The organism is Streptomyces sp. NPDC037301 (assembly GCF_055602785.1).
Map to the genome: position 1 here is coordinate 43,507 of NZ_JBVJWD010000001.1, position 22,261 is coordinate 65,767.

Below are 22,261 nucleotides of genomic sequence, written 5' to 3' on the forward strand. Positions count from 1 at the left end.
GGGTGGACCCCCGACCCCGGTTCAGCCCCCGGACCGGGACGACGTGGTCAGCCGCCCCGGCCCTGGCACCGGGTTCAGCTGCGCCAGACGTCGCTCGTCAGCGTCGCCTTGCCAAAGGACGGAACCGTCGCGGTGCGGTTCGCGCCGCTCTCCCAGGTGACGTTGCCGCTCGCGTCCTTGCGGAGGTACTTGTACTCGAACGACGTATCGGCAGGCATATTCACATCAAGCTTCCAGACCGGGTACGTGGCCGGGCCGAGCTTCAGCGCGCTGCCGGTGTTCCAGTTGCCGAGGGCGGCCTGGTTGCCGGTCACGTAGATGTTCTGGCCCAGCTGCGTGATGGCGTCGACGCCGAACGAGGCACCGGAGGTGCTGGTGCCCGGGTCCGTGGTGCCGCCGCCCGCGCAGGTACGCGCGTTCACCTGGAGCGCCAGGGCCGTGTCGGCACCGAGCGTCGCGGTGAACTGGCCGGAGCCGTTGACGGTGACGCCGTTGCCGGACTGGATGTCGCAGTAGTCACCGGCGGGCAGCGACGTCTGGAACGTCCGGGTCAGCGAGGAGCCCTCGTGGTTGATCGCGACATACGCCTTGGAGCCGCGGCCGAACGCGATCCGGTCGCCGCCGTTGTCCCACCAGTCGGTGACCACCTCGCCTCGCGCGGTGTTGCGGAAGCCGACCATGGAGGAGATCTCGCGCCAGGCGTGCTGGCACTTCCAGCCGTCGCTGTAACAGGCGTTCACCGTGCCGCCGCCCGGCGGACCGGCGTCCTTGTCGGTCCACTCGTAGCCGGAGTGGACGTCGGGCGAGCCGTACGGCCAGGCCAGCATGAAGACACTGGCGAGGGTGTAGTTGGCGCCGTCCTTGTAGTTCAGGGTGTCGCCGCCGCGCTCGGTGTCGTGGTTGTCGACGAAGACCGCGGCCTTCGACGACGGCATGAAGCCCCAGCCCTCGCCGAAGTTCTTCAGGTAGGCGAGGTTCTCGTTGTTGAAGACCTGCTTGAGGCTGCGGGCGTAGCGGAACTCCTGGACGTCCCCCGTGCCGGTGTACTCGTCGGGCGAGACCGCCTCGCCCGCACCGTAGATCGCCTCCTGCTTCCAGTAGACGCCGGGGTTGCTCAGCCGCGACTTGATGTCGGCGAGGTCGGCCGCGGGCATGTGCTTGGCGGCGTCGATGCGGAAACCGTCGACGCCGAGGGAGAGCAGGTCGTCGAGGTATGCGGCGATCCTGCCGCGGACGTAGTCCTCGCCGGTGTCCAGGTCGGCGAGGCCGACGAGTTCGCAGTTCTGGACGTTGGCCCGGTCCTGGTAGTTGCTGATCTGCGCGGTGCAGTCGTCCATGTCGGCCGCGGAGTACACGCCGGGGTAGTTGTACTTGGTGTACGAGGAGCCGCCGGTGCCGGTGCCCGATCCCGCCGACATGTGGTTGATGACGGAGTCGGCGACGACCTTGACGCCCGCGCTGTGGCAGGTGCTGACCATGTTGGCGAAGGAGGCGCGGTCGCCGAGCCGTCCGGCGATCCTGTAGCTGACCGGCTGGTACGAGGTCCACCACTGGCCGCCCTGGATGTGTTCCTGCGGCGGCGAGACCTGTACGTAGCCGTAGCCGGCCGGGCCGAGGGAGTCCGTGCACGCCTTGGCCACGGAGTCGAACTTCCACTCGAAGAGAACGGCGGTGACGTCCTTGTCGCCCGGGGTGGAGGCCTGGGCGGTCGTGGTGGGGGCCACGAGAGCGGCGGCGCCTGCTATCAGGGCGAGCGCTGCAGACAGTGGTCTGCGTGCCATGTTTCCTCCTGCTGTGGGGGAAATGCGGGTGACGGTGCAGCCTCACGTGGCAACGCGCCCTGCCCTCAAGGCTCCTGAAGGTTCTTGCTGCAAGAATGCAAACCTTGCCGCGGTGGAGACCGTACGAGCCTGCCCGGCCTCGGTCAACCCTTTGGACACCGCCCGCTTACATCCACGAAATCCAGCAGTTTTCTTCCTGCAAGGCCTTACGCAAAACATTGCAACGCTGTTAAGTTTCTCCCGACTCCGGTCCGGTCGGCCGGGGGTTCCGGTGACCCCGGACCCCACGCGCCCGGCCGGCCGGGCCGGTCACGGACAAGAGAGGCACCCGGAGTCGCTCACTCCCCGCCGGCCCATTCAGGGCCGACTCCCGGTGCCTCTCCTGTACGCCCGGACACCTTCGGGCCGGGCCTCAGACGCCGCGGACCGCGGCCGTGGACCCCCGTACCACCAGCTCCGGCTGGAAGACGTACTCCGTACGCTGCACCGGGCTGCCGCCGATCTCCTCCAGCAGGGCGCTCACCGCGGCGGCCGCCATCGCCTGCACGGGCTGACGCACCGTCGTCAGCGGCGGGTCGGTGAACGCGATCAGCTGCGAGTCGTCGAAGCCCACCACTGACACATCGCGCGGCACGCCGAGTCCGCGGGCCCGGGCCGCACGCACCACGCCGAGCGCCATCTGGTCGCTGCCGCAGACGATGCCCGTGCACCCCTGGTCGAGCAGCGCACCAGCCGCGACCTGGCCGCCCTCGACGCCGAACAACGCGGAGCAGACCAGGAGTTCGGCCTCGGTCCGGCCCAGGCCGAGGAGGTTCACGGCGGCGTCGAGGAAACTCTCGCGTTTGCGGCGGGACGGCACGTAGCGCTGCGGTCCGATGGCCAGGCCGACCCTGCGGTGACCGAGATCGGCGAGGTGGCCGACGGCCATCCGTACGGCGGCGGAGTCGTCGGGCGAGACGAACGGGGCGTTGATCCGTTCGTTGTAGCCGTTGATCAGGACGAAGGGCACACCGCGCTCGGTGAGTGCGGCGTACCGGGCCGGGTCGGCCGACAGGTCGGCGTGCAGCCCTGAGAGGAAGACGATCCCGCCGACGCCCCGTTCGACGAGCTGCTCGACGAGCTCGTCCTCGGTGGCGCCGCCGGGTGTCTGGGTGCAGAGCACCGGGGTGTAGCCGTGCCCGGCCAGGGCCTGTTCGACGGACTGCGCGAACGCCGGGAAGATCGGGTTGGTGAGCTCGGGCGTCACCAGTCCGATCAGCCCGGCGCTGCGCTGCCGCAGCCGTACGGGGCGTTCGTAGCCGAGGACGTCCAGCGCCGCGAGCACCCGCTGCCGCGTGGTGTCCGCGACGCCCGGTTTCCCGTTGAGCACCCGGCTGACGGTCGCCTCGCTGACCGCTGCCTGGCCGGCGATGTCCGAGAGCCTCGGCGCACCGCCGGTCCCAGGGCCTCTGGGCAGGGGGACGGTCACACCGTCCACCACACCGTGGTGTCCGCGGGCAGCTCGATCTCGGCGCCGTCGGCGGCGAGAGGGGTGCTGGAGAGCAGGACGGTGCCGCGTACGGGGATGCGTACCGGACGGCCTGTCGTGTTGACGGTGCAGACGAATCCGGGGCGGGCGAAGACCAGTAGACCCTCGGGGGCCTGGAGCCACTCCACCGCGGTGCCGGCGCCGAGCCCCGGGTGGACCCGGCGGGCGGCGATCGCGGCCCGGTACAGCTCCAGCGTGGAGCCCGCGTCGCCGGTCTGCGCCTCGACGCTCAGCCCACCCCAGCTGTCGGGCTGGGGCAGCCAGCTGCCGCCGCTGCCGAAGCCGTACGAGCTGCCGCCGCGGGTCCACGGAATCGGCACCCGGCAGCCGTCGCGGAAGCCGTCCTGGCCCTCCGCGCGGAAGAACGACGGGTCCTGACGGTCCTCGTCGGGCAGGTCGGTGACGTCGGGCAGGCCGAGCTCCTCACCCTGGTAGACGTACGCGGAACCGGGCAGCGCCAGCATCAGCAGGGTGGCGGCGCGGGCGCGGCGCAGGCCCAGCTCGCGGTCGCCGGCCGTACGGATCTGGGTGCCGAGGCCGGGCGGGTTGGCGAACCGGGTGGCGTGCCGGGTCACGTCGTGGTTGGAGAGCACCCAGGTGGTGGGGGCGCCGACCGGACGCATCGCGTCCAGCGAGGTGTCGATGACCTTGCGGAGCTCGGCGGCGTCCCAGGCGGTTGACAGGTACTGGAAGTTGAACGCCTGGTGCATCTCGTCGGGGCGCACATAGTTGGCGGTGCGCTCGACGGTCGGGGTCCAGGCCTCGGCGACGGCGATGCGTTCGCCGGGGTACTCGTCGAGGATGGTGCGCCAGGAGCGGTAGATCTCATGGACCCCGTCCTGGTCGAAGAACGGCATGACGTCGTTGCCGAGCAGCTTGAGCTGGTCGTGGGTGCCGAGGTCGGGCAGGCCCTCGGCCTTGACGAGGCCGTGGGCGACGTCGACCCGGAAGCCGTCGACGCCCATGTCGAGCCAGAAGCGCAGGATCGAGCGGAACTCGTCGGCGACGGCCGGGTGTTCCCAGTTGAAGTCGGGCTGCTCGGGTGCGAAGAGGTGCAGGTACCAGTCGCCCGGGGTGCCGTCCGGGTCGGTGGTCCGGGTCCAGGCGGGGCCGCCGAAGATGGACTCCCAGTCGTTGGGCGGGAGTTCGCCGTCCGCGCCCTTGCCGGGGCGGAAGTGGTAGCGCTCGCGCAGCGCGGAGCCGGGGCCCTCGGCGAGGGCGCGCTTGAACCACTCGTGCTGGTCGGAGGAGTGGTTGGGCACCAGGTCCACGATGATCCGCAGGCCCAGGTCGTGGGCGTCCCGGATCAGCGCGTCGGCGTCCAGCAAGGTGCCGAACATCGGGTCGATGGCACGGTAGTCGGCGACGTCGTAGCCCGCGTCGGCCTGCGGGGACGCGTAGAACGGGCTGAGCCAGACCGCGTCGACGCCGAGGTCCTTGAGGTACGGAAGCCTGTCCCGTACGCCTGCGAGATCGCCCATGCCGTCGCCGTTGCCGTCGGCGAAGCTCCGCGGATAGACCTGGTAGATCACCGCGTCCTGCCACCAGCCGGTGCGGTGGCCCGGAGCGTCGTCGGACGTGCCGGTGGAGGGGGCAGCGAGGTGCTGGGTCATGTCGTCCCTGGGGTGTCTGGGTGGGGAGCGTCGCCGGGACCGGGTCGGGATTCCGGCGACGCCGTGACTTGGTGCGTGCGGGTCGTACGGGGCGTGCTGCGTCAGCCCTTGACGGCTCCGGCGGACATGCCGGTGACGAGATGGCGCTGGGCGAAGAGGAAGACCAGGGCCGCGGGTATCGCGATGAGCACGGACGCGGCGGTCATCGGCCCCCACTGGGCCCCGTACCGGTTGACGAAGAGCTGCAGTCCGCCCGCGAGGGTGAGGTTGTCCTCGCCGACCATGAAGGCGGAGGCGTACGCCACTTCGCCCCACGCGGTGATGAAGGAGTAGAACGCGGTGACGGCGAGGCCGGGCTTGGCGAGCGGCAGGATGAGCCGCCAGAACGTGCCGAACGGGGTGAGGCCGTCGACCTGGCCCGACTCGTCGATCTCGCGCGGGATGGTGTCGAAGAAGCCCTTCATCATCCAGGCGCAGAACGGCACCGAGATGGTGAGGTAGGTGATGACGAGGCCGGCGGGCTGATTCAGCAGCCCCATGCCCGACATGATGTTGTAGATCGGCACGATGAGGACGGCGACCGGGAACATCTGGGTGATCAGCAGCGTCCACATCAGCCCGCGCTTGCCGGGGAAGCGGAAGCGGCTGACGGCGTAACCGGTGGAGGCGGAGATGATGACGCCGAGGAGTGTGGTGAGCCCCGCGACGAGCAGGGAGTTGCCGAACCAGGTGAGGAACTTCGTGTCCCGGATCAGGTTCGTGTAGTTCTCGAACGTGGTCTCTTTGAAGAAGTCCGTGGTGGTCGCGTACGCGGCGGGCTTCAGCGAGGTGAGCAGAACCCACAGCACGGGGAAGACGGCGATCACGGACGCGACGATGAGTGTGAGGTGCAGCCCGACGGAGGCGATCGGCGAACGCTCGCCGCGCAGCCGGACCTTGCGCACGGAGTGCCGTGCGGGGGTCGCCGGGACGGTGGTTGCGGGGGCGGTGGTCACCAGTCGTCTCCCTGGGTGCGCAGGACTCGCCGGTAGACGGCGGCGAAGATCAGCAGGAGTACGAGGATCAGTACGCCCCAGGTGGAGGACTGCGCGAAGTCGCGCGGGCTGATCTCGAAGGAGAACTTGTACGCCTGGGTGACCAGGATCTGGGTGGCGTCGCCCGGTCCGCCGCCGGTCAGCAGGAAGATCACCGGGAACATGTTGAAGGTCCAGATGGTGGAGAGCAGGATCACCGTGGTGGAGACCGGCCGCAGTCCGGGCAGCGTGATGTGGCGGAAGCGCTGCCATGCGGTGGCACCGTCCATCTCGGCGGCCTCGTACTGCTCGCTGGGGATCGACTGCAGTCCGCCGAGCAGGGCGACCAGCATGAACGGCACGCCGAGCCAGACGTTGACGGCGATGACGGAGAACTTCGCCCAGGTCGGGTCGTTCAGCCACGGGATGCCGTCGAATCCGCCGCCGGAGAGGATCTTGTTGAGCAGCCCGCGGTCCTTGTTGTAGAGGAAGCGCCAGGCGAAGACGGAGACGAAGCCGGGGATGGCCCAGGGCAGGATGAGCGCCATCCGGTACGCGGAGCGGCCGGCGATTCTGCGGTTGAGGATGTTGGCGAGGGCCATGCCGAGGGAGAAGGTGATGGCCACACAGGAGACCGTCCACACCAGGGTCCACCCGAGCGTGCCGAGGAACTGGTCGCCCGTGATCGCCTCGGTGTAGTTGTCCAGGCCCACGAACTTGTACGTGGCGGGCGAGTGGTTGACACCGATGGACCGCTCGACGTTGCGCTCATTGGCATCGGTCATCGACAGGTAGATGCCGCGGACCAGCGGGTAGCCGATGATCACGCCGATCACGAGGACGACCGGGGCGACCATGGTCCAGGCGTACCAGTGGGTCGACAGAGCACGCCGGAGCCTGCCCGGCGGCGGGGGGGTGCCAGTACCGCGGCTACGGCCGCGGGCGACGTCGTCGCCCGCGGCCTTCGCCACCGACTGGCTGGTGTGGACAGCCATCAGCCGGCCTGCCTTCCTGTTACTTCCAGCCCTTGAGGAGCTTGCGGTAGGAGTCGCCGGTCGTCTTGACGGCCTTCTCCGGCGTGGCCTGGCCGGTGAGGACCTTGGTGTACTCGGTGACGAGCGGCGCGAAGAGGCTGCCGGTCTCCGGGATCCAGGGGCGCTCGACGGCGGTCTCGACGACGGGCTTGAAGAAGCCGACGATCTCGCTGTCGACGACTTCCTGCTTGGCGTAGGCGGAGGTACGGGTCGGCAGGAGGCCCAACTCCTTGGTGACCTCGGCCTGGGTGTCCGCGGACGTCATGTAGTCGACGAACGCGTAGGAGGCGTCGAGGTTCTTCGAGCCCGCGTAGACGGCCAGGTTGTGACCGCCCTGCGGGGCACCCTGTCCGGCGGAGCCGGCCGGGACCGGGGCGATGCCCAGGTTGGCCTTGTCCTTGAACTCCTTGCCGGCATAGGTGTCGGCGATGGCCCACGGGCCGTTGATCATCATGGCGACCTTGCCGTCCTTGAAGGACGACTGCATGTTGTCCCAGCCGTCCGTGGCATCGGTCTTGGCCGCACCGGAGTCGACGAGGTCCTTGACGACCTTCATCGCCTTGACGCCCTCGGGGTTGTCGATGGTGACGGACTTGGTGGAGGCGTCGACCATGTCGCCGCCCTCGCCGTACAGGAAGGAGAGGAACCAGTACGCGTCGTCGCCACGCAGGTACATACCGGTCTTGCCGGTCTTGTCCTTGATCTTCTTGGAGACGGTCTTCAGCTCGTCGACGGTCCTGGGGACCTCGACGCCGGCCTCCTTGAAGATCTTCTTGTTGTAGAAGATGCCCATGGAGTCGATGACCTGCGGCACCGCGTACGTCTTGCCGTTGTACTTGGTGGACGCGGCGGCCTGCTTCAGGAAGTCGTCCGGCCTCTGCAGCGCGGGGGTGCCGTCCAGCGGGGCGAGGTAGTCGAGGTCCGCGAACTCGGGGGTCCAGGCGACCTCGGAGCGGATGACGTCGGGGGCGTCGGAGCCGGACTGGGCCGCGTTCTTGAACTTGTTCTGCGCGTCGCCGAAGGGCACGTTGACGTACTTGATGTGCACCTTCGGGTGCTGCTTGGTGAAGTCCTCAGCGATCTTCTTGAAGACCTTGTCCTCGCTGCCCACGGTGGAGGTGTCCCACCACGTCACCGTGCCGGAGAGCTCGCCCGAGCTCTTGCTCGTGCCGTCGGTGTCACCGCCGCAGGCGGTCGCCGCGAGCGCCAGGGCCGCGACCAGGGCGGTGGCCGTTATGCCACGTCGCATCTGTGAACTCCTTCAACTGCCGTACCGCTCCGTCGCGGCGCCGGGTCGACGTGAACGTAACAAGGATGAAAGAACGCCGAAAGAGTTTGCGGAAGATTTCTGCAAGCGCCGACGATCGTTACATTCGCGTGTCCGCACGGTTGCCGTCAAGCCTCTTGACGCGAGCCGTCAATTCCTGGCAGTGGCAGGCCACAGCCCACGATCCCGTAGTGCGACGATCTGACTGCGATCCGCAATCCGGGCTCGCAAGACCTTGCAAGATGTTGCCGCGATCCCACCCCGGACCACCCCACAGGTACGGTCGTCCGATTCCTGTGGATGGTGGGCAATCCGACATACGCCCGGTACAGTCCACTTCCATGACCGCACGGCTTGCCGATATCGCAACTCAGGCGGGGGTCAGCGAAGCGACGGTCAGCCGTGTACTGAACGGCAAGCCCGGTGTTGCAGCGGCCACCCGTGAATCCGTTCTCGCCGCGCTCGACGTTCTCGGCTACGAACGGCCCGTACGGCTGCGCAGGCGCAGCGCGGGACTGGTCGGGCTGATCACGCCCGAGCTGGAGAACCCCATCTTTCCGGCGCTGGCCCAGGTCATCGGCCAGGCGCTGACCCGGCAGGGCTACACCCCGGTGCTGGCGACCCAGACCCCCGGCGGCTCCACCGAGGACGAGCTGACCGAGATGCTGGTCGACCGCGGTGTCTCGGGCATCATCTTCGTCTCCGGGCTGCACGCCGACACCTCGGCCGATATGCAGCGCTACGAGCAACTGCGCGCCCAGGGCGTCCCGTTCGTCCTGGTCAACGGCTTCTCACCCAAGGTGCAGGCGCCGTTCATCTCGCCGGACGACCGGGCCGCGATGCGGCTCGCGGTGACCCATCTCGTGTCGCTGGGCCATCAGCGGATCGGCCTGGCGGTAGGGCCCAAGCGGTTCGTGCCGGTCCTGCGCAAGATCGAGGGCTTCCGTTCCACCGTGCAGGAGCAGTTGAAGCTCGCCCCGGACGAGGTGGAAGAGCTGATCCAGCACTCGCTGTTCACCCTGGAGGGCGGGCAGGCCGCCGCGTCGGCGCTGATGGAGCGGGGTTGCACGGCGGTGGTGTGCGCGAGCGACATGATGGCGCTCGGCGCGATCAGGGCCGCCCGCCGGCTGTCGCTGGAGGTGCCGCGCGATCTGTCGGTGGTCGGTTTCGACGACTCGCCGCTCATAGCGTTCACCGATCCGCCGTTGACCACGATCCGTCAGCCGGTCACGGCAATGGGCCAGGCCGCCGTGCGCACCCTCCTGGAGGAGATCGGCGGCACACCCGCTCCGCACAGCGAGTTCGTCTTCATGCCCGAACTGGTCGTTCGCGGTTCAACGGCCGCAGGTCCCGGGCCCGCTCCGGCCTCCGCCTCCGGAGCCGTTCCAGGATCGCACGCCCGCTCCTAGCGCGCAGTACCAACGGTCAGATGTGCGGCCCCAAACCGATCGGAGGATGATCGGGCGAGGGAACATTTCTGGCAGACTCTGTGCCTATGGGTGAATTGAGCGTGACGTCACAGAAAGGCCGGCCGGAGGCCACCGCGTCACCCATCGTGGACGAGGCGGTCCCCACGGCGAACGCCGGGTGGCAGGGCGGCGGCCCGGCGAGACTGCGTTCCCTGCGATCCCCTCGCCGGCCGCGCATCTGGTTCGAAATCCTGCTGATTGCAGCCAGTTACTGGGTCTACTCGCTGGTGCGCAACGCCGTCCCCGAGCAGAAGGCCGAGGCCCTGCACAATGCCGACCGGATCTGGTCGGTCGAGACCTACCTGGGCATCGCCGTGGAGCAGACGGTCAACCATGCGGTGAATTCCGTGACATGGCTGATCGTCTCGATGAACTACTACTACGCGACACTGCACTTCATCGCCACCGTCTGTGTGCTGGTGTGGCTGTTCCACCGTCACCCCGGCCGTTACTCGGCGGCCCGTCTGGCCCTGTTCGCGACCACGGCCCTGGCACTGCTCGGCTACTACTTGTATCCACTGGCACCGCCCCGCCTGATGAACGGCGGCCACTTCATCGACACCGTCCTGATCCATCAGACCTGGGGATCGATGGCCTCGGGCAACTTCAAGAACATGTCGAACCAGTACGCGGCGATGCCCTCGATGCACATCGGCTGGTCGCTCTGGTGCGGCCTGACCATCTTCGCGCTGGCCTCCGCCCCCTGGGCGCGCATCCTGGGCCTGCTCTACCCGGCCGTCACCCTGCTGGTGATCGTGTCGACCGCCAACCACTTCTGGCTGGACGCGCTGGGTGGCATGACGTGTCTGGCCTTCGGTTACGCGATCTCGTACGCCTGGTACGGCTCGCTGCCGCACCACCTCCCGAAGCGGGTTGCGCCGCCCCGGGGGAGGTCACGGCCGGCCGGCCTGTCCGCGGGCACGCCGATCCGGGCGCAACACCCGGCGACGGACCCGGCAGCGCGCAATTCAAGCCCGTCCGGCGTTTGAGGACATCTTTCAGCCTGTCCGGCGATTGAGCACCGGGGTCCGGGGCGGAGCCGCATATCGATGCTGCCGGGAAGGGGCGGGCAGGGGAACAGGCCCGCCGCAGGCGCCCACTCCCTCCACGCCGCCCCGCCCCTCACCCCCTGTGCACCACACGCCCCCCGCACACCGTGACCCTCACCGGTGCCTCCCCCACCTCGTCCGCCGGGGCAAGCACCGGGTCCACCCCGAGCGCCGTCAGATCGGCCCGGTATCCCACGGCGATCCGCCCCGCCACGCCCCACTCCCCGGCAGCGACCGCGGCGTGCGAGGTGCATCCCTCCAGTGCCATCAGCCCCGTCAGCGCCTGCTCAGCGGTGACCGGCTCGGTGTCGTACGCCCCGGGCAGCCGCCGCAGCCGGGCCGTGGCCAGCACCTGCCGTACGTCGTAGTGGGCGATCGGCCGGTCCGAGCCCAGCGTCAGATACGCCCCGGCATCGCGCAGGTCCCGACAGCGCCAGGCCCGGCCGGCCCGCTCGTCGCCGAGCCGTTTCGACCACTCGTCGGTGTGGTCGGCACGGGTGTACGCGGTGTGCGTGGGCTGCATCGAGGCGATCACCCCGAGCGAGGCGAACCGGGCGGCCAGGCCCCGTGGCACGGTCTCGATGTGCTCGATGCGGTGGCGGAGCCGGCCGCTCTCCCCCAGCGCCTCCACCGTGTCCAGCACATGCCGCACGGCCGCGTCCCCGATGGCGTGCGTGGCGGTCCCCACCCCGGCGTGGTGCAGATGGTGAACAGCAGCGGTGTACGCCTCCGGGTCCGGCCAGAACGCCTCGGTGCCCTCCCCGTGGCAGTCGGCGTGTTCCAGCCACGCGGTGCCGCCCTCGACGGTGCCGTCCATGAAGAACTTCACGCCGCCGACCCGCCAGAGGCGTCCCGCCTCGCTCTGCACACGTACCAGTTCGTCCAGGGCCTCCTTGTCGGCGCCCGGCATGCACCAGGGGGCCAGCCGGAGCCGTACCGGCAGATCCGTCTCCTCCTCCACCGCGGCCAGCAGCTCGGGCACGGACCCGTCGCCGAGGTCCATCACATGGGCCCCGGTCAGACCGGTGGCGGCCATGCCGGAGAGGAGTTCCACGAGGCGGGTGCGGCGCTCGGCGTACGAGTGCCTGGGCAGCAGTCCGACGACCAGATCCATCGCGGCGTGCTCGACCAGATGGCCGGTGGGACGCCCGTCGGGGTCGCAGACGACGGTGGAGCGCTGGGCGAAGGTGCGGGGGCCTGCGATCCCGGCGCGTTCCAGGGCCGCGCCGCTGACCAGGGCGGAGTGCCCGTCATAGAGCCGGATGAAGGCGGGTGCGCCACCGATGGCGTCCTCGATGAGGGCCGGTCGACGGGCCGGCCGCCGAAGGCGTTGTGGTCCAGGCCCCAGGCGATGACCCAGCCCTCGGTCCGTTCGGCCCCGGCGAGTGCGGCGCGCAGCTGGTCGAGGTCGCGGACGGCGGTGAGGTCCGTGCCGGTGGCCATCTCCAGGCCCCAGACGGGGTGGCTGTGCGCGTCGACCAGGCCGGGCGTGAGGGTGGCCCCGGCCAGGTCGACTCTCTCCGTGCCGGTCCCGTGCCACTCGCGCAGTCCGGCCTCGTCGCCGACGGCGGTGATCACTCCGTCCTTGACCGCCACGGCGGTGGCTTCGGGCCGGGCCGGGTCGAGGGTGCGGACACGGGCTCCGGTGAGGAGGAGATCGGCTGCGGGCACGGTGGGACTCCTTAGACGGTGGTGGTGGATACGGCGGGGCCGGGGACGGTCACGGCCCCCTCCGGCGGTGACGGCTCGGCCGCGAACCGGGCGTACGCACCGAGCCGCCCGGCCTTGAGGACATCCCCTCAACCCGTCCGGGGCTCGAGGACCGGGGCTCCGGGACGGAGCCCCGAAAGACCCCGCGCCGTAGCGGGCACCCCCTCACGCCCCGTAGAACCGCTCCTCCACCACTGCGCGCGCCCGCCGCGTAATCCGCCGGTAGTCGTCCAGCATGTCCCCGACATGCCCCGGCTCGTACCCCAAGTACCGACCCACCGCCGTGAGTTCACGCGGCCCCGACGGAAACGTGTCGCCCGGCCGCCCCCGTACCAGCATCACCGCATTGCGGACCCGCGTCGCCAGCACCCACGCCTCGTCCAGCGTCTGCGCGTCCTCGCCCGAGATCAGCTCCGCCGCGCACGCCGCGGCCAGCGCCTCGCGGGTACGGGTCGTCCGCAGCCCCGGTTCCACCCAGCCGTGCTGCATCTGCATCAGCTGGACCGTCCACTCGACATCGCTCAGCCCGCCGCGCCCCAGCTTGGTGTGGAGTGTCGGGTCAGCGCCGCGCGGCAGCCGTTCGGACTCCATCCGGGCCTTCAGGCGGCGGATCTCGCGGACCGCGTCCTCCCCGAGGCCCTCCATCGGGTAGCGCAGCGGATCGATCAACTCGACGAAGTCACGGCCGAGTTCCTCGTCACCGGCCATCGGCTCGGCGCGCAGCAGCGCCTGGCTCTCCCAGACCAGCGACCACCGCCGGTAGTAGGCCTCGTACGACCGCAGCGTACGCACCAGCGGCCCGCTCTTGCCCTCCGGCCGCAGATCCGCGTCGATGATCAACGGCGGGTCGGCGGTGGGCAGTTGCAGCAGTCTCCGCATCTCGGACACCACCTGGTTCGCGGCCCGGCCCGCCTCCTGCTCGTCGACGCCCTCGCGCGGTGAGTGGACGAACAGCACATCGGCGTCGGAGCCGTATCCGAGCTCGTGTCCGCCGAAACGGCCCATGCCGATCACCGTGAACCGGGTGGGGAGGGTGTCCCCCCACTGCTCGCGTACGACGGCGCGCAAGGCTCCCGCGATCGTGACGGCGTTGAGATCGGTGACAGCGTTGCCGACCCGGTCGACGAGAGCCCCGGGGTCCTCCTCGGCGGGGCTCTCCTCCGTACCGTACGAGCCGATGAGGTCCGCGGCCGTGGTCCGGAACAGCTCGCGCCGACGCACCCCGCGGACCACGGCGACGGCGGATTCGGCACCCTCCGCGCGCCCCACCGCGGCCAGCACCTCCTGCTCCAGGTGCTCCCGGCTGCGGGGCTTCAGCCCCTGCGGATCGCCGAGAATCGCCACCGCCTCGGGCGCACGGAGCAGCAGGTCGGGGGCGAGCCGGCCGGCCGAAAGCACCCGGGCGAGATTCTCCGCGGCCGCGCCCTCGTCCCTCAGCAGCCGCAGGTACCAGGGGGTCTTGCCGAGGGCGTCGGACACCTTGCGGAAGCCGAGCAGCCCGGCGTCCGGATCGGCGGAGTCCGCGAACCAGCCGAGCAGCACCGGCAGCAGGGTGCGCTGGATGGCGGCCTTGCGCGACACCCCGGACGACAGCGCCTCCAGGTGCCGCAGCGCGGCGGCCGGATCGGCGTATCCGAGGGCTTCGAGCCGGTGCTTGGCCGCCTTCGCGCTGAGCCTGGACTCGCCGGGCGCGAGCTGGGCGACGGCATCGAGCAGCGGCCGGTAGAACAGCTTCTCGTGCAGCCGCCGCACCACGGAGGCGTGCCGCTTCCACGCCTGGTTGAGCTCGGTGATCGGGTCCGCACGCATCCCGAGGGAGCGCCCGAGCCGCCGCAGATCCGCCTCGTCCTCCGGGACCAGATGGGTGCGGCGCAGCCGGTAGAGCTGGATCCGGTGCTCCATGGCGCGCAGGAAGCGGTACGCGTCGTCCAGCTGCGCGGCGTCCACCCGCCCCACATAGCCGCCCGCGGCGAGCGCCCGAAGGGCCTCCAGGGTGGTGCCGCTGTGCAGGGTGGCGTCACTGCGGCCGTGCACCAGCTGGAGCAGTTGTACGGCGAATTCGACGTCCCGCAGCCCGCCGGGACCGAGCTTGATCTCGCGGTCGACACGGTCGGCGGGGATGTTGTCGACGACCCGGCGGCGCATCTTCTGTACGTCGGCGACGAAGTTCTCGCGGTCCGCGGCCTGCCATACGAGCGGCGAGACGGCCTCGACGTACTCCGCGCCCAGTTCGGGGTCGCCGGCCACCGGCCGGGCCTTGAGGAGCGCCTGGAACTCCCAGGTCTTGGCCCAGCGCTGGTAGTACGCAAGGTGCGAGGACAGCGTCCGTACGAGGGGCCCGTTGCGGCCCTCGGGACGGAGGTTGGCGTCGACGGGCCAGATGGTGCCCTCGACGGTCGTGTCGGAGCAGATCCGCATCATGTGCGCGGCCAGCCGGGTGGCGGCCTGCACGGCTGCGCTCTCCTCGTAGCCGTCGACCGGTTCCGTGACGAAGATGACGTCGACGTCGGAGACATAGTTCAGCTCGTGCCCACCGCACTTGCCCATCGCGATGACGGCGAGCCGGCACTGGGCGGCGTCGGAGGGTGCGGCCGTACGGGCGATGGCGAGCGCCGCCCGCAGGGTCGCCGTGGCCAGATCGGCCAGTTCGGCGGCAGCCTCGGCGACGTCCGTCGTACCGCACACGTCACGGGCCGCTATGGCCAGCAGGCACCGGCGGTAGGCGACGCGCAGCGAGTCGGGGTCGTCGGCCCCGGCGAGCCCCTGCTCGAATTCGGCCACCCCGGGGTGCAGATCGGTGGCCTCGTAGGTGACGAGCGCATGCCAGTCGTGGGGATGGCGGGCGAGATGGTCACCGAGCGCCTCGGATGCCCCGAGCACCCCGAGCAGCCGGTCCCGCAGCGGTTTGGCGGTGACGAGGGTGTCCAGGAGGACCTGCCGCTCGTCCGGCTGCTCGGCCTCCACCAGCCGGACGACGCCGCGCAGTGCCAGATCGGGGTCGGCGGTGGCCCCGAGGGCGTCGAGCAGCACCGGATCGGAGCGTACGGACGACAGCTCGGGCAGGTCGAGGAGCCGCTCGGCCGCGGAGGGGTCGGTGAAACCGTGCCGCAGCAGTCGGGTGAACGTACTGCTCCTGCGCCCCGGCACCGTCGTCATTCCGTGCTCTCCCGCTCGCCGTCCACACACATTCCAGCGTTCCGAGCCTAGCCTCGCACCGATGCATTCGTAGCGGGTGCGCCGTCCGCGTTCGGGGGCAGGCTCGCTTCAAGGACCGACCGGGAGGCCCGCATGTCCGGATTCGAACCCTTCGCCGAGCTGGATACCCGTTACAGCCACGACAGCGCGACGGCCAGCCTTGGTCGGCGGCGAAAGAGCTTCTGACCAGGGCGGAGATGTACTGGCTGAGCACGGTCCGTCCGGACGGCCGCCCGCATGTCACCCCACTGATCGGGGTGTGGTCAAAGGACGCGCTGTACTTCAGCACGGGCGCGTCGGAACGCAAGGGCCGGAATCTCGCCGCCAACCCGGAAGTGGTACTGACCACCGGTAACAACACTCTGTCGGACGGGATCGACGTGGTGGTCGAGGGCCGGGCGGAGCGTGTGACGGACGGAGACCGGCTGAACCGGCCGGCCGCGGCCTGGGAGTCGAAGTACGGCCCCGAATGGCGCTTCGACGTCCAGGACGGCACGTTCCGGCACGCGGGCCATGTGGCGTTGGTGTTCGAGGTGTCACCGCGTACGGTGTTCGGCTTCGGCAAGGGCACCACGTACAGCCGGACGCGGTGGTGGTTCAGCTGATCGGCTGGGCTGCGCAGCCCCCGGCTCGCCGTACGACGGCGGGAACGGCGGCCGGCGCCTGGCGTTGAGACGGGCATGGTGATGATGTCGAGCCTCTTAGCGATGGCCGTGCTGGTGATGGTGCCGTTCCTGCTGGCCTCTGCCCGCTACGCCGTCGTCCGTACCGGCCGGCCCGATTGGCTGCGACGTGTCCTCGCGGCCCGCACGCCTCGTCATGGGCTGGGCGTGGGGGCCTCGGTCGCCGATGAGCTGCACGCGTTCCTCAACTCGGCGAAGCGCGTGGAGATCGAGCACCGGGTGGAGGAACAGGTCCTGAAGGACGACGCGCTGGACGGCGCGCCGCCCCGCATGGGGGTGGACCTGGACGCCGGGACGGCGGTGGTCCGGCGGAAGCCGAAATCCTGAGCCGGGCCGGACCGGGCCGCCTCTGCGCCCGTCCGCGCTCAGTTCCCGGACGGCTCCGGCCGGGTCGCGATGATGACGGTCGCGTACAGCTCGTCAGAGGTGACGACACGCGGGATCAGGCCGCTACGGGCGATGGTCTCCTCGGCCCGGGCCGCCTGCCGTTCGCTCGTCTCGACCAGCAGATGCCCGCCCGGTGCCAGCCACCGCGGAGCCTCGGCGGTGACCCGCCGCAGGACGTCGAGGCCGTCCCTTCCCCCGTCGAGTGCGACGCGCGGTTCGTGGATACGGGCTTCCGGGGGCAGCAGTTCGACGTCCTCCGTCGGTACGTACGGCACATTGGCGAGCAGAATCTCCACCCGGCCGTGCAACGATCCGGGGAGCGGCTCGAAGAGGTCGCCCTCGTACACCCGGCCCGCGTCGCCGATGTTGCGGCGGGCGCACCGTACGGCTGCGGGTTCAACGTCGGCGGAGTGCAGTTCGATCCGGCCAAGCGTTGCGGCGAGCGCGGTACCGAGGGCTCCCGAACCGCAGCAGAGGTCGACGACGACCGCCCCGGGCCCGGCGAGGGCGGCAGCCTGCCGGACCAGGAACTCGGTGCGGCGACGGGGTACGAAGACGCCGGGGTCCACGGCGACCCGAAGACCGCTGAACTCGGCCCAGCCGAGGACGTGTTCGAGGGGCAGTCCGGCGGCCCGCCGTTCGACCATGGCCGTGAGTTCGGCGTGGTCGGCGGCCGTGGAGACGATCAACTCCGCCTCGTCCTCGGCGAATACGCAGCCGGCGGCGCGGAGTGTGGTGACGATGGAGGAAACGGCGAGCGGTGAAGCGGAAACCGACATGAAGCGCAGCCTTTCGGGAAAGCCGATGGGCGCTCCGCGGTCGATTATGTCGGGTCGACCACGCGATCGTGAGGGGTGAGCACCCAGCCTGATACAGCGGTAATGGGTCTCACCTCCTTGGTCGGTCCCCGTGTTGGGATGGGTCACACTACCGCAGTCGCGGCCTCAGCCGGTGTGCCCGGCCGGGAAGGCCACTTGACGGAGATGTCCGGGGGAGGCGCCGGTACTGCCAGTCGCGTTCCGCCGCCGTGGCTTGGGTGAAGCACCGGCCGAGGCAGACCGCGCCGCCGGACATCGCCATGCCGGCCGCGAGGCTCGCGACGATGGCGAGAGCGGGTTCGCGGCGACGTACGAGCAATTTTGCCCACTGCGCAATTATTCTCGGCGCGGAGATAATGAACCCATGGAGAGCTCTGTGGGACTGCGGGAACGCAAGAAAGAAGCCACCAGGCAGGCCGTGCACGAGGCGACATTGCGGCTGACCGTCGAGCACGGCTTCGACCACGTCACGGTGGAGGCCGTCGCGGACGCGGCCGGGATCTCCCGCAGAACGTTCTCCAACTACTTCACGGGCAAGGAAGACGCCCTCCTCCACGGCGAGGAGCAGCAGATCAGGGACCTCGTCCGGACCGTGCGCGAGCGGCCTGCCGAGGAGACCGCATGGGCGGCACTGCGGGCGGCCATGACACAGTTCGCCGAACGGGTCGCACCACCGGAACGCGAGTGGGCCCTGCGGACCAGGCTGGCGATGCAGCACCCCTCGCTGCTCGCCCGGCAGCTCGCCAACCATGCAGCCCTGGAACGGGACTTGACCGAGGCCGTGGCGTCCCGCCAGAGCCCGTCGGAGAAGTCGGTCCGCCCCCTGATCCTGGCCGCGGCGTTCCTCTCCTCGCTACGGATCGCCATGCGTATGTGGATCGAGGAGGACCCGGCCCGGGAGCCCGCCGAGGTGATCGACGAGATCCTGGACGAGATGGCCTGCCGGTTCGACTGAGACGGGCGCGGCCCGAAAGGCCCCTCGGCCCCGCATCACCTGGCAGGTGATCGCAGCTCTGCGCGCCCGCGGGCACGTTGTTGGTCACCATGGGCCGGCCTCCGACGGCCCGCAGACGGCCCATCAGTTTCGTCACCGCCGAGGGCTGCATCTGCACGGTAGGAATTTTGCTGCTTCGTCGAGGCACCCGGCTCTGGCTGCACCCGCGCTCCTGACTTCGGCCCGCTCGGCGCTGCCGCCGCCGACGCGCGCCCGCGTGGATAGGCCCAGGGCGTGAGCCGAGAACCAAGCCCGCGGCTTCAAGACATGCCTCCGGCGGGGACGCTCGGACTCCAGGACGGACGGGGCGCCGTTCCGGGGCGTCAAGCACTGACTCCTCGCGTGCACCTTCCCGTCTCGCTTGCCGGACCCGGGCTGTCCGGCAGTGCCGGCCCGTCCCGACGCTGTCGGGGCTGCTTACCGCCCGACTCGGCATTCCCCGAGCCGAACTTCCCCCCGCATCAGCCAAGTTGCTGCGACGACCCAGCGGTGAAGCTCTCTCACCTCACTCGACTCCATGGCGCCTTGTGGCACAACCACCCGCTACGACAAGAGGACTTACGTCTTTCACGGCACCGTCGCCTCGATCCGACTCCGGCTCAGACCATAATTTGCCGATACCCGCTCCTTCGGCCATGGCCCGACTGTCAGAGGCGCGCAGTACGGTCCCCCCATGGCAGCAAGAATCGACCTGACGCTTGATTGTGCGGACGCACAGCCCCTTGCCGTTTTCTGGAAGACGGCCCTCGGCTATGTCGACGAGCCACCGCCGGCTCCCTTCAAAACACGCGCGGAGTGGTTCGCGCACTTCGACCTGCCGGAGGACGACTCCGTGGACGACGGCGCGTGGCTCTGCGATCCCGACGGCGTCGGCCCCCGCTTGTGCATCCTCAAGGTTCCTGAGCCCAAGACGGCAAAGAACCGGCTCCACATCGACGTTCGAGTGCCGGGGCACGGCGGCCCGGACGAGCGATGGGCGCGGATCAAGGCAGAGTCCGAACGCCTGGTGCAGGCGGGCGGGACCATCCTCGATAGGTTCGACGGGCACCATGTGTTGATGGCAGACCCGGAGGGCAATGAGTTTTGCGTCGGTGCAGCCTCTGCGTGATGGGTCGACAGGGACAGGACCCCGCGCCCTCAACGCGAACAACGAGACAACGCCGACTGGTCACATGGTCCGCCGGGCAAGGCCTGGAGCTACGGATCAGATGCCGGCCGTGCCATACGCTGCGGGGAACAACAGTGGCTGCAGCTCGTCGCCTGGGCCGTCTCTGGGCCGTCCGAGGCCGCTCGGCAGCCGCCGACAACGGCCAATGACGACCACTCAGGCGGCCGTGGCCCCGCCCTGGAACTGCATAAACGCAGGTCCTCGAGATCCCCGACAAGACCCAGGGCAAGAAGAAGTACGCGCAAGGCGAGGCGGAACAGCCGGGCTGGGCCGTATCAGGCCCCGTCTCACTCAGCGCAGTTCACAGCCGTCCACGGCGCTCCGATGACGCCGACCGGGCAGGTGGTAGACCTGGCATGTACGCAGGTGGCCGGCTCAGGACCCCAGCAGACTTGTAAGGCGGGCTGCTCAGCCAACTCGCCGGAGGCCTTCGCTTGCAGTGAGTGGAAGTCGTCAGCCGGCGGTCTTGCCGATGATGCGATCCATCTCTTCTCGACCGAAGGCCCGCAGAGTCGTCGTACGGACGTTGCCCACTCCGCCGAGCTGTAGGAGTACTGCGGTAGCGGTTTCGTCGTCGGGCGCCTCGACGACGGCCACGAGGTCGTACGGACCGACGGTCCAGTAGATGTTCAGCAGCTTCGCCCCGAGCTTCTGTGCCGCTGCGCCGAAGTCCTCGGCGCGCTTCGCGGTGTCCTTGCAATTCCGGATCCCTTGATCGGTCCAGTTCAGCAACGTGACGTACGTCGGCATGTTCTTCCACCCTCACGAGGAAACAGGTCGCGAGGTCAATCCTGGACATCAGGACTGAAGCCCGCACGAGGTACGCACCCGAACGAGCAATACGGGCGGCCACAGGCGGTTGATCACGGTGGTCGGAACCATCGAGGCGCTCGCACAACAGCCGCGCCGACCTGAACGGACTCCGGGCCAGAGACACGACGCCTCTGGCCCGGATCGTCACTGCGTCGCCGCAATGCGGCTGACCTGCGATTACAGCACCGGCAGCAGTGCCTTCAGCTCGAAGGCCGTAACCTCGCTGCGGTACTCCTCCCACTCCTGCTTCTTGTTGCGCAGGAAGAAGTCGAAGACGTGCTCGCCGAGCGTCTCGGCGACCAGTTCGCTCTTCTCCATCAGCGAGATCGCCTCGCCGAGGTTCTGCGGCAGGGGTTCGATGCCCATCGCGCGGCGCTCGGCGTCGGACAGGGCCCAGACGTCGTCATCGGCGCCGGCCGGGAGTTCGTAGCCCTCCTCTATGCCCTTGAGGCCCGCGGCGAGCAGCACCGCGTACGTCAGGTAGGGGTTGGCGCCGGAGTCGATGGAGCGGACCTCGACGCGGGCGGAACCGGTCTTGCCGGGCTTGTACATCGGGACACGGATGAGCGCGGAACGGTTGTTGTGGCCCCAGCAGATGTACGAGGGGGCCTCGCCGCCGGCGCCCGCGGCACGGGAGGAGCCGCCCCAGATGCGCTTGTAGGAGTTGACCCACTGGTTCGTCACTGCGGAGATCTCCGCGGCGTGGGTGAGCAGACCGGCGATGAAGGAGCGGCCGACCTTGGACAGCTGGTACTCGGCGCCCGACTCGTAGAAGGCGTTGCGGTCGCCCTCGAAGAGGGAGAGGTGGGTGTGCATGCCCGAGCCGGGGTACTCGGAGAACGGCTTCGGCATGAACGTCGCCTGCACGCCCTGCTCCAGCGCGACCTGCTTCATCACCAGGCGGAAGGTCATGATGTTGTCGGCGGTGGAGAGCGCGTCCGCGTACCGCAGGTCGATCTCCTGCTGGCCGGGGGCGCCCTCGTGATGGCTGAACTCGACCGAGATGCCCATCGATTCGAGCATGGTGATCGCCTGGCGGCGGAAGTCCATGCCGACGTTCTGCGGGGTGTGGTCGAAGTAGCCGGAGCTGTCGGCGGGGGTGGGGCGGCTGCCGTCGACCGGCTTGTCCTTCAGCAGGAAGAACTCGATCTCCGGGTGGGTGTAGAAGGTGAAGCCCAGGTCGGAGGTCTTGGCGAGGATGCGCTTGAGGACATAGCGCGGATCCGCGAAGGACGGCGAACCGTCGGGCATCAGGATGTCGCAGAACATCCGGGCCGTGCCGGGGGCCTCCGCGCGCCACGGCAGGATCTGGAACGTACCCGGGTCCGGCTTGGCGATCATGTCGGACTCGTACACCCGGGCGAAGCCCTCGATGGCCGAGCCGTCGAAGCCGATGCCCTCGTCAAACGCCTGTTCCAGCTCGGCGGGGGCCACGGCAACGGACTTGAGGTAGCCGAGCACATCTGTGAACCACAGCCGTACGAAGCGGATGTCGCGCTCCTCAAGCGTCCTGAGGACGAATTCCTGCTGCTTGTCCATAGCCACATCCTTGCAGTTCAGACGGTCCGTGCACCACCGCCGGGGGTAGGGGAGAAGCTCCAGTATCACGACCCGGGATTTCACCCAGATTACGCACACGACGTGACATGGAGCACCCGGCCACCCACTACGATCGGCGCCCATGGTGTGCACGGGGCGGAGCGGCTTCGCAACTGCCCGGTACGCACTGGTTTTCCCGA

15 protein-coding genes and 2 pseudogenes are annotated in these 22,261 nt (G+C 69.4%); 6 read left to right on the forward strand and 11 right to left on the reverse strand.

Features of this window, described 5'->3' with window-relative positions:
* Positions 1-74: 74 nt before the first annotated feature.
* The 6 genes from ACZ7IB_RS00185 to ACZ7IB_RS00210 form a co-directional block, all read right to left on the reverse strand.
* Positions 75-1,781: a carbohydrate-binding module family 20 domain-containing protein gene (locus ACZ7IB_RS00185; RefSeq protein ID WP_470907889.1), complete on the reverse strand. Its 1,707-nt coding sequence runs from the start codon at positions 1,779-1,781 to the stop codon at positions 75-77.
* 412 nt (positions 1,782-2,193) lie between these two features.
* A complete protein-coding gene (locus ACZ7IB_RS00190; protein ID WP_470907891.1) occupies positions 2,194-3,261 on the reverse strand; it encodes a LacI family DNA-binding transcriptional regulator in 1,068 nt (355 codons plus the stop codon).
* Complete coding sequence (locus ACZ7IB_RS00195) at positions 3,246-4,922, reverse strand: glycoside hydrolase family 13 protein (RefSeq protein ID WP_470907893.1); 1,677 nt, start codon at positions 4,920-4,922, stop codon at positions 3,246-3,248. The genes ACZ7IB_RS00190 and ACZ7IB_RS00195 overlap by 16 nt, the downstream gene beginning before the upstream one ends.
* A 101-nt stretch (positions 4,923-5,023) precedes the next feature.
* Complete coding sequence (locus tag ACZ7IB_RS00200) at positions 5,024-5,920, reverse strand: sugar ABC transporter permease (RefSeq protein ID WP_470908722.1); 897 nt, start codon at positions 5,918-5,920, stop codon at positions 5,024-5,026.
* The gene (locus ACZ7IB_RS00205; RefSeq protein WP_470907895.1) at positions 5,914-6,930 is read right to left on the reverse strand and encodes a carbohydrate ABC transporter permease; all 1,017 of its coding nucleotides are present in this window, start codon (positions 6,928-6,930) and stop codon (positions 5,914-5,916) included. The genes ACZ7IB_RS00200 and ACZ7IB_RS00205 overlap by 7 nt, the downstream gene beginning before the upstream one ends.
* Positions 6,931-6,949: 19 nt before the next feature.
* Positions 6,950-8,218, reverse strand: a complete 1,269-nt coding sequence (locus tag ACZ7IB_RS00210; RefSeq protein WP_470907897.1) for an extracellular solute-binding protein — start codon at positions 8,216-8,218, stop codon at positions 6,950-6,952.
* A 359-nt stretch (positions 8,219-8,577) separates the two neighbouring features.
* Between ACZ7IB_RS00210 and ACZ7IB_RS00215 the strand changes: the two genes are divergently transcribed.
* Both ACZ7IB_RS00215 and ACZ7IB_RS00220 read left to right on the forward strand, forming a co-directional pair.
* Positions 8,578-9,645, forward strand: a complete 1,068-nt coding sequence (locus ACZ7IB_RS00215) for a LacI family DNA-binding transcriptional regulator (protein WP_470907899.1) — start codon at positions 8,578-8,580, stop codon at positions 9,643-9,645.
* 86 nt (positions 9,646-9,731) lie between these two features.
* Positions 9,732-10,694, forward strand: a complete 963-nt coding sequence (locus ACZ7IB_RS00220; RefSeq protein WP_470907900.1) for a phosphatase PAP2 family protein — start codon at positions 9,732-9,734, stop codon at positions 10,692-10,694.
* Positions 10,695-10,827: 133 nt separating this feature from the next.
* Here the strand turns inward: ACZ7IB_RS00220 and ACZ7IB_RS00225 are convergent.
* Together ACZ7IB_RS00225 and ACZ7IB_RS00230 are read right to left on the reverse strand one after the other, a co-directional pair.
* Positions 10,828-12,425, reverse strand: a pseudogene (locus ACZ7IB_RS00225) (amidohydrolase).
* A gap of 204 nt (positions 12,426-12,629) precedes the next feature.
* Entirely contained in the window at positions 12,630-15,620 is a 2,991-nt protein-coding gene (locus ACZ7IB_RS00230) for a bifunctional [glutamine synthetase] adenylyltransferase/[glutamine synthetase]-adenylyl-L-tyrosine phosphorylase (RefSeq protein WP_470907902.1), read from the reverse strand.
* A 132-nt stretch (positions 15,621-15,752) separates the two neighbouring features.
* On the opposite strand from ACZ7IB_RS00230, the pseudogene ACZ7IB_RS00235 reads away from it, so the two are divergent.
* Positions 15,753-16,264 (forward strand): annotated as a pseudogene (locus ACZ7IB_RS00235) (pyridoxamine 5'-phosphate oxidase family protein).
* A gap of 75 nt (positions 16,265-16,339) precedes the next feature.
* The gene (locus tag ACZ7IB_RS00240; RefSeq protein ID WP_470907903.1) at positions 16,340-16,669 is read left to right on the forward strand and encodes a DUF6191 domain-containing protein; all 330 of its coding nucleotides are present in this window, start codon (positions 16,340-16,342) and stop codon (positions 16,667-16,669) included.
* Positions 16,670-16,707: 38 nt separating this feature from the next.
* Here the strand turns inward: ACZ7IB_RS00240 and ACZ7IB_RS00245 are convergent, their stop codons facing one another.
* On the reverse strand, positions 16,708-17,508 hold the full coding sequence (locus ACZ7IB_RS00245; RefSeq protein ID WP_470907905.1) for a putative protein N(5)-glutamine methyltransferase: 801 nt from the start codon (positions 17,506-17,508) through the stop codon (positions 16,708-16,710).
* Between the two features lie 403 nt (positions 17,509-17,911).
* Between ACZ7IB_RS00245 and ACZ7IB_RS00250 the strand changes: the two genes are divergently transcribed.
* Both ACZ7IB_RS00250 and ACZ7IB_RS00255 read left to right on the forward strand, forming a co-directional pair.
* Complete coding sequence (locus tag ACZ7IB_RS00250) at positions 17,912-18,502, forward strand: acyl-CoA-like ligand-binding transcription factor (RefSeq protein ID WP_470907906.1); 591 nt, start codon at positions 17,912-17,914, stop codon at positions 18,500-18,502.
* 712 nt (positions 18,503-19,214) lie between these two features.
* A complete protein-coding gene (locus ACZ7IB_RS00255) occupies positions 19,215-19,649 on the forward strand; it encodes a VOC family protein (RefSeq protein WP_470907908.1) in 435 nt (144 codons plus the stop codon).
* A 513-nt stretch (positions 19,650-20,162) separates the two neighbouring features.
* Here ACZ7IB_RS00255 and ACZ7IB_RS00260 read toward each other — a convergent pair.
* Together ACZ7IB_RS00260 and glnA are read right to left on the reverse strand one after the other, a co-directional pair.
* Positions 20,163-20,459: a GYD domain-containing protein gene (locus ACZ7IB_RS00260; RefSeq protein WP_470907910.1), complete on the reverse strand. Its 297-nt coding sequence runs from the start codon at positions 20,457-20,459 to the stop codon at positions 20,163-20,165.
* Positions 20,460-20,699: 240 nt separating this feature from the next.
* Positions 20,700-22,061: a type I glutamate--ammonia ligase gene (glnA, locus tag ACZ7IB_RS00265; RefSeq protein ID WP_093897617.1), complete on the reverse strand. Its 1,362-nt coding sequence runs from the start codon at positions 22,059-22,061 to the stop codon at positions 20,700-20,702.
* Between the last annotated feature and the right edge of the window lie 200 nt (positions 22,062-22,261).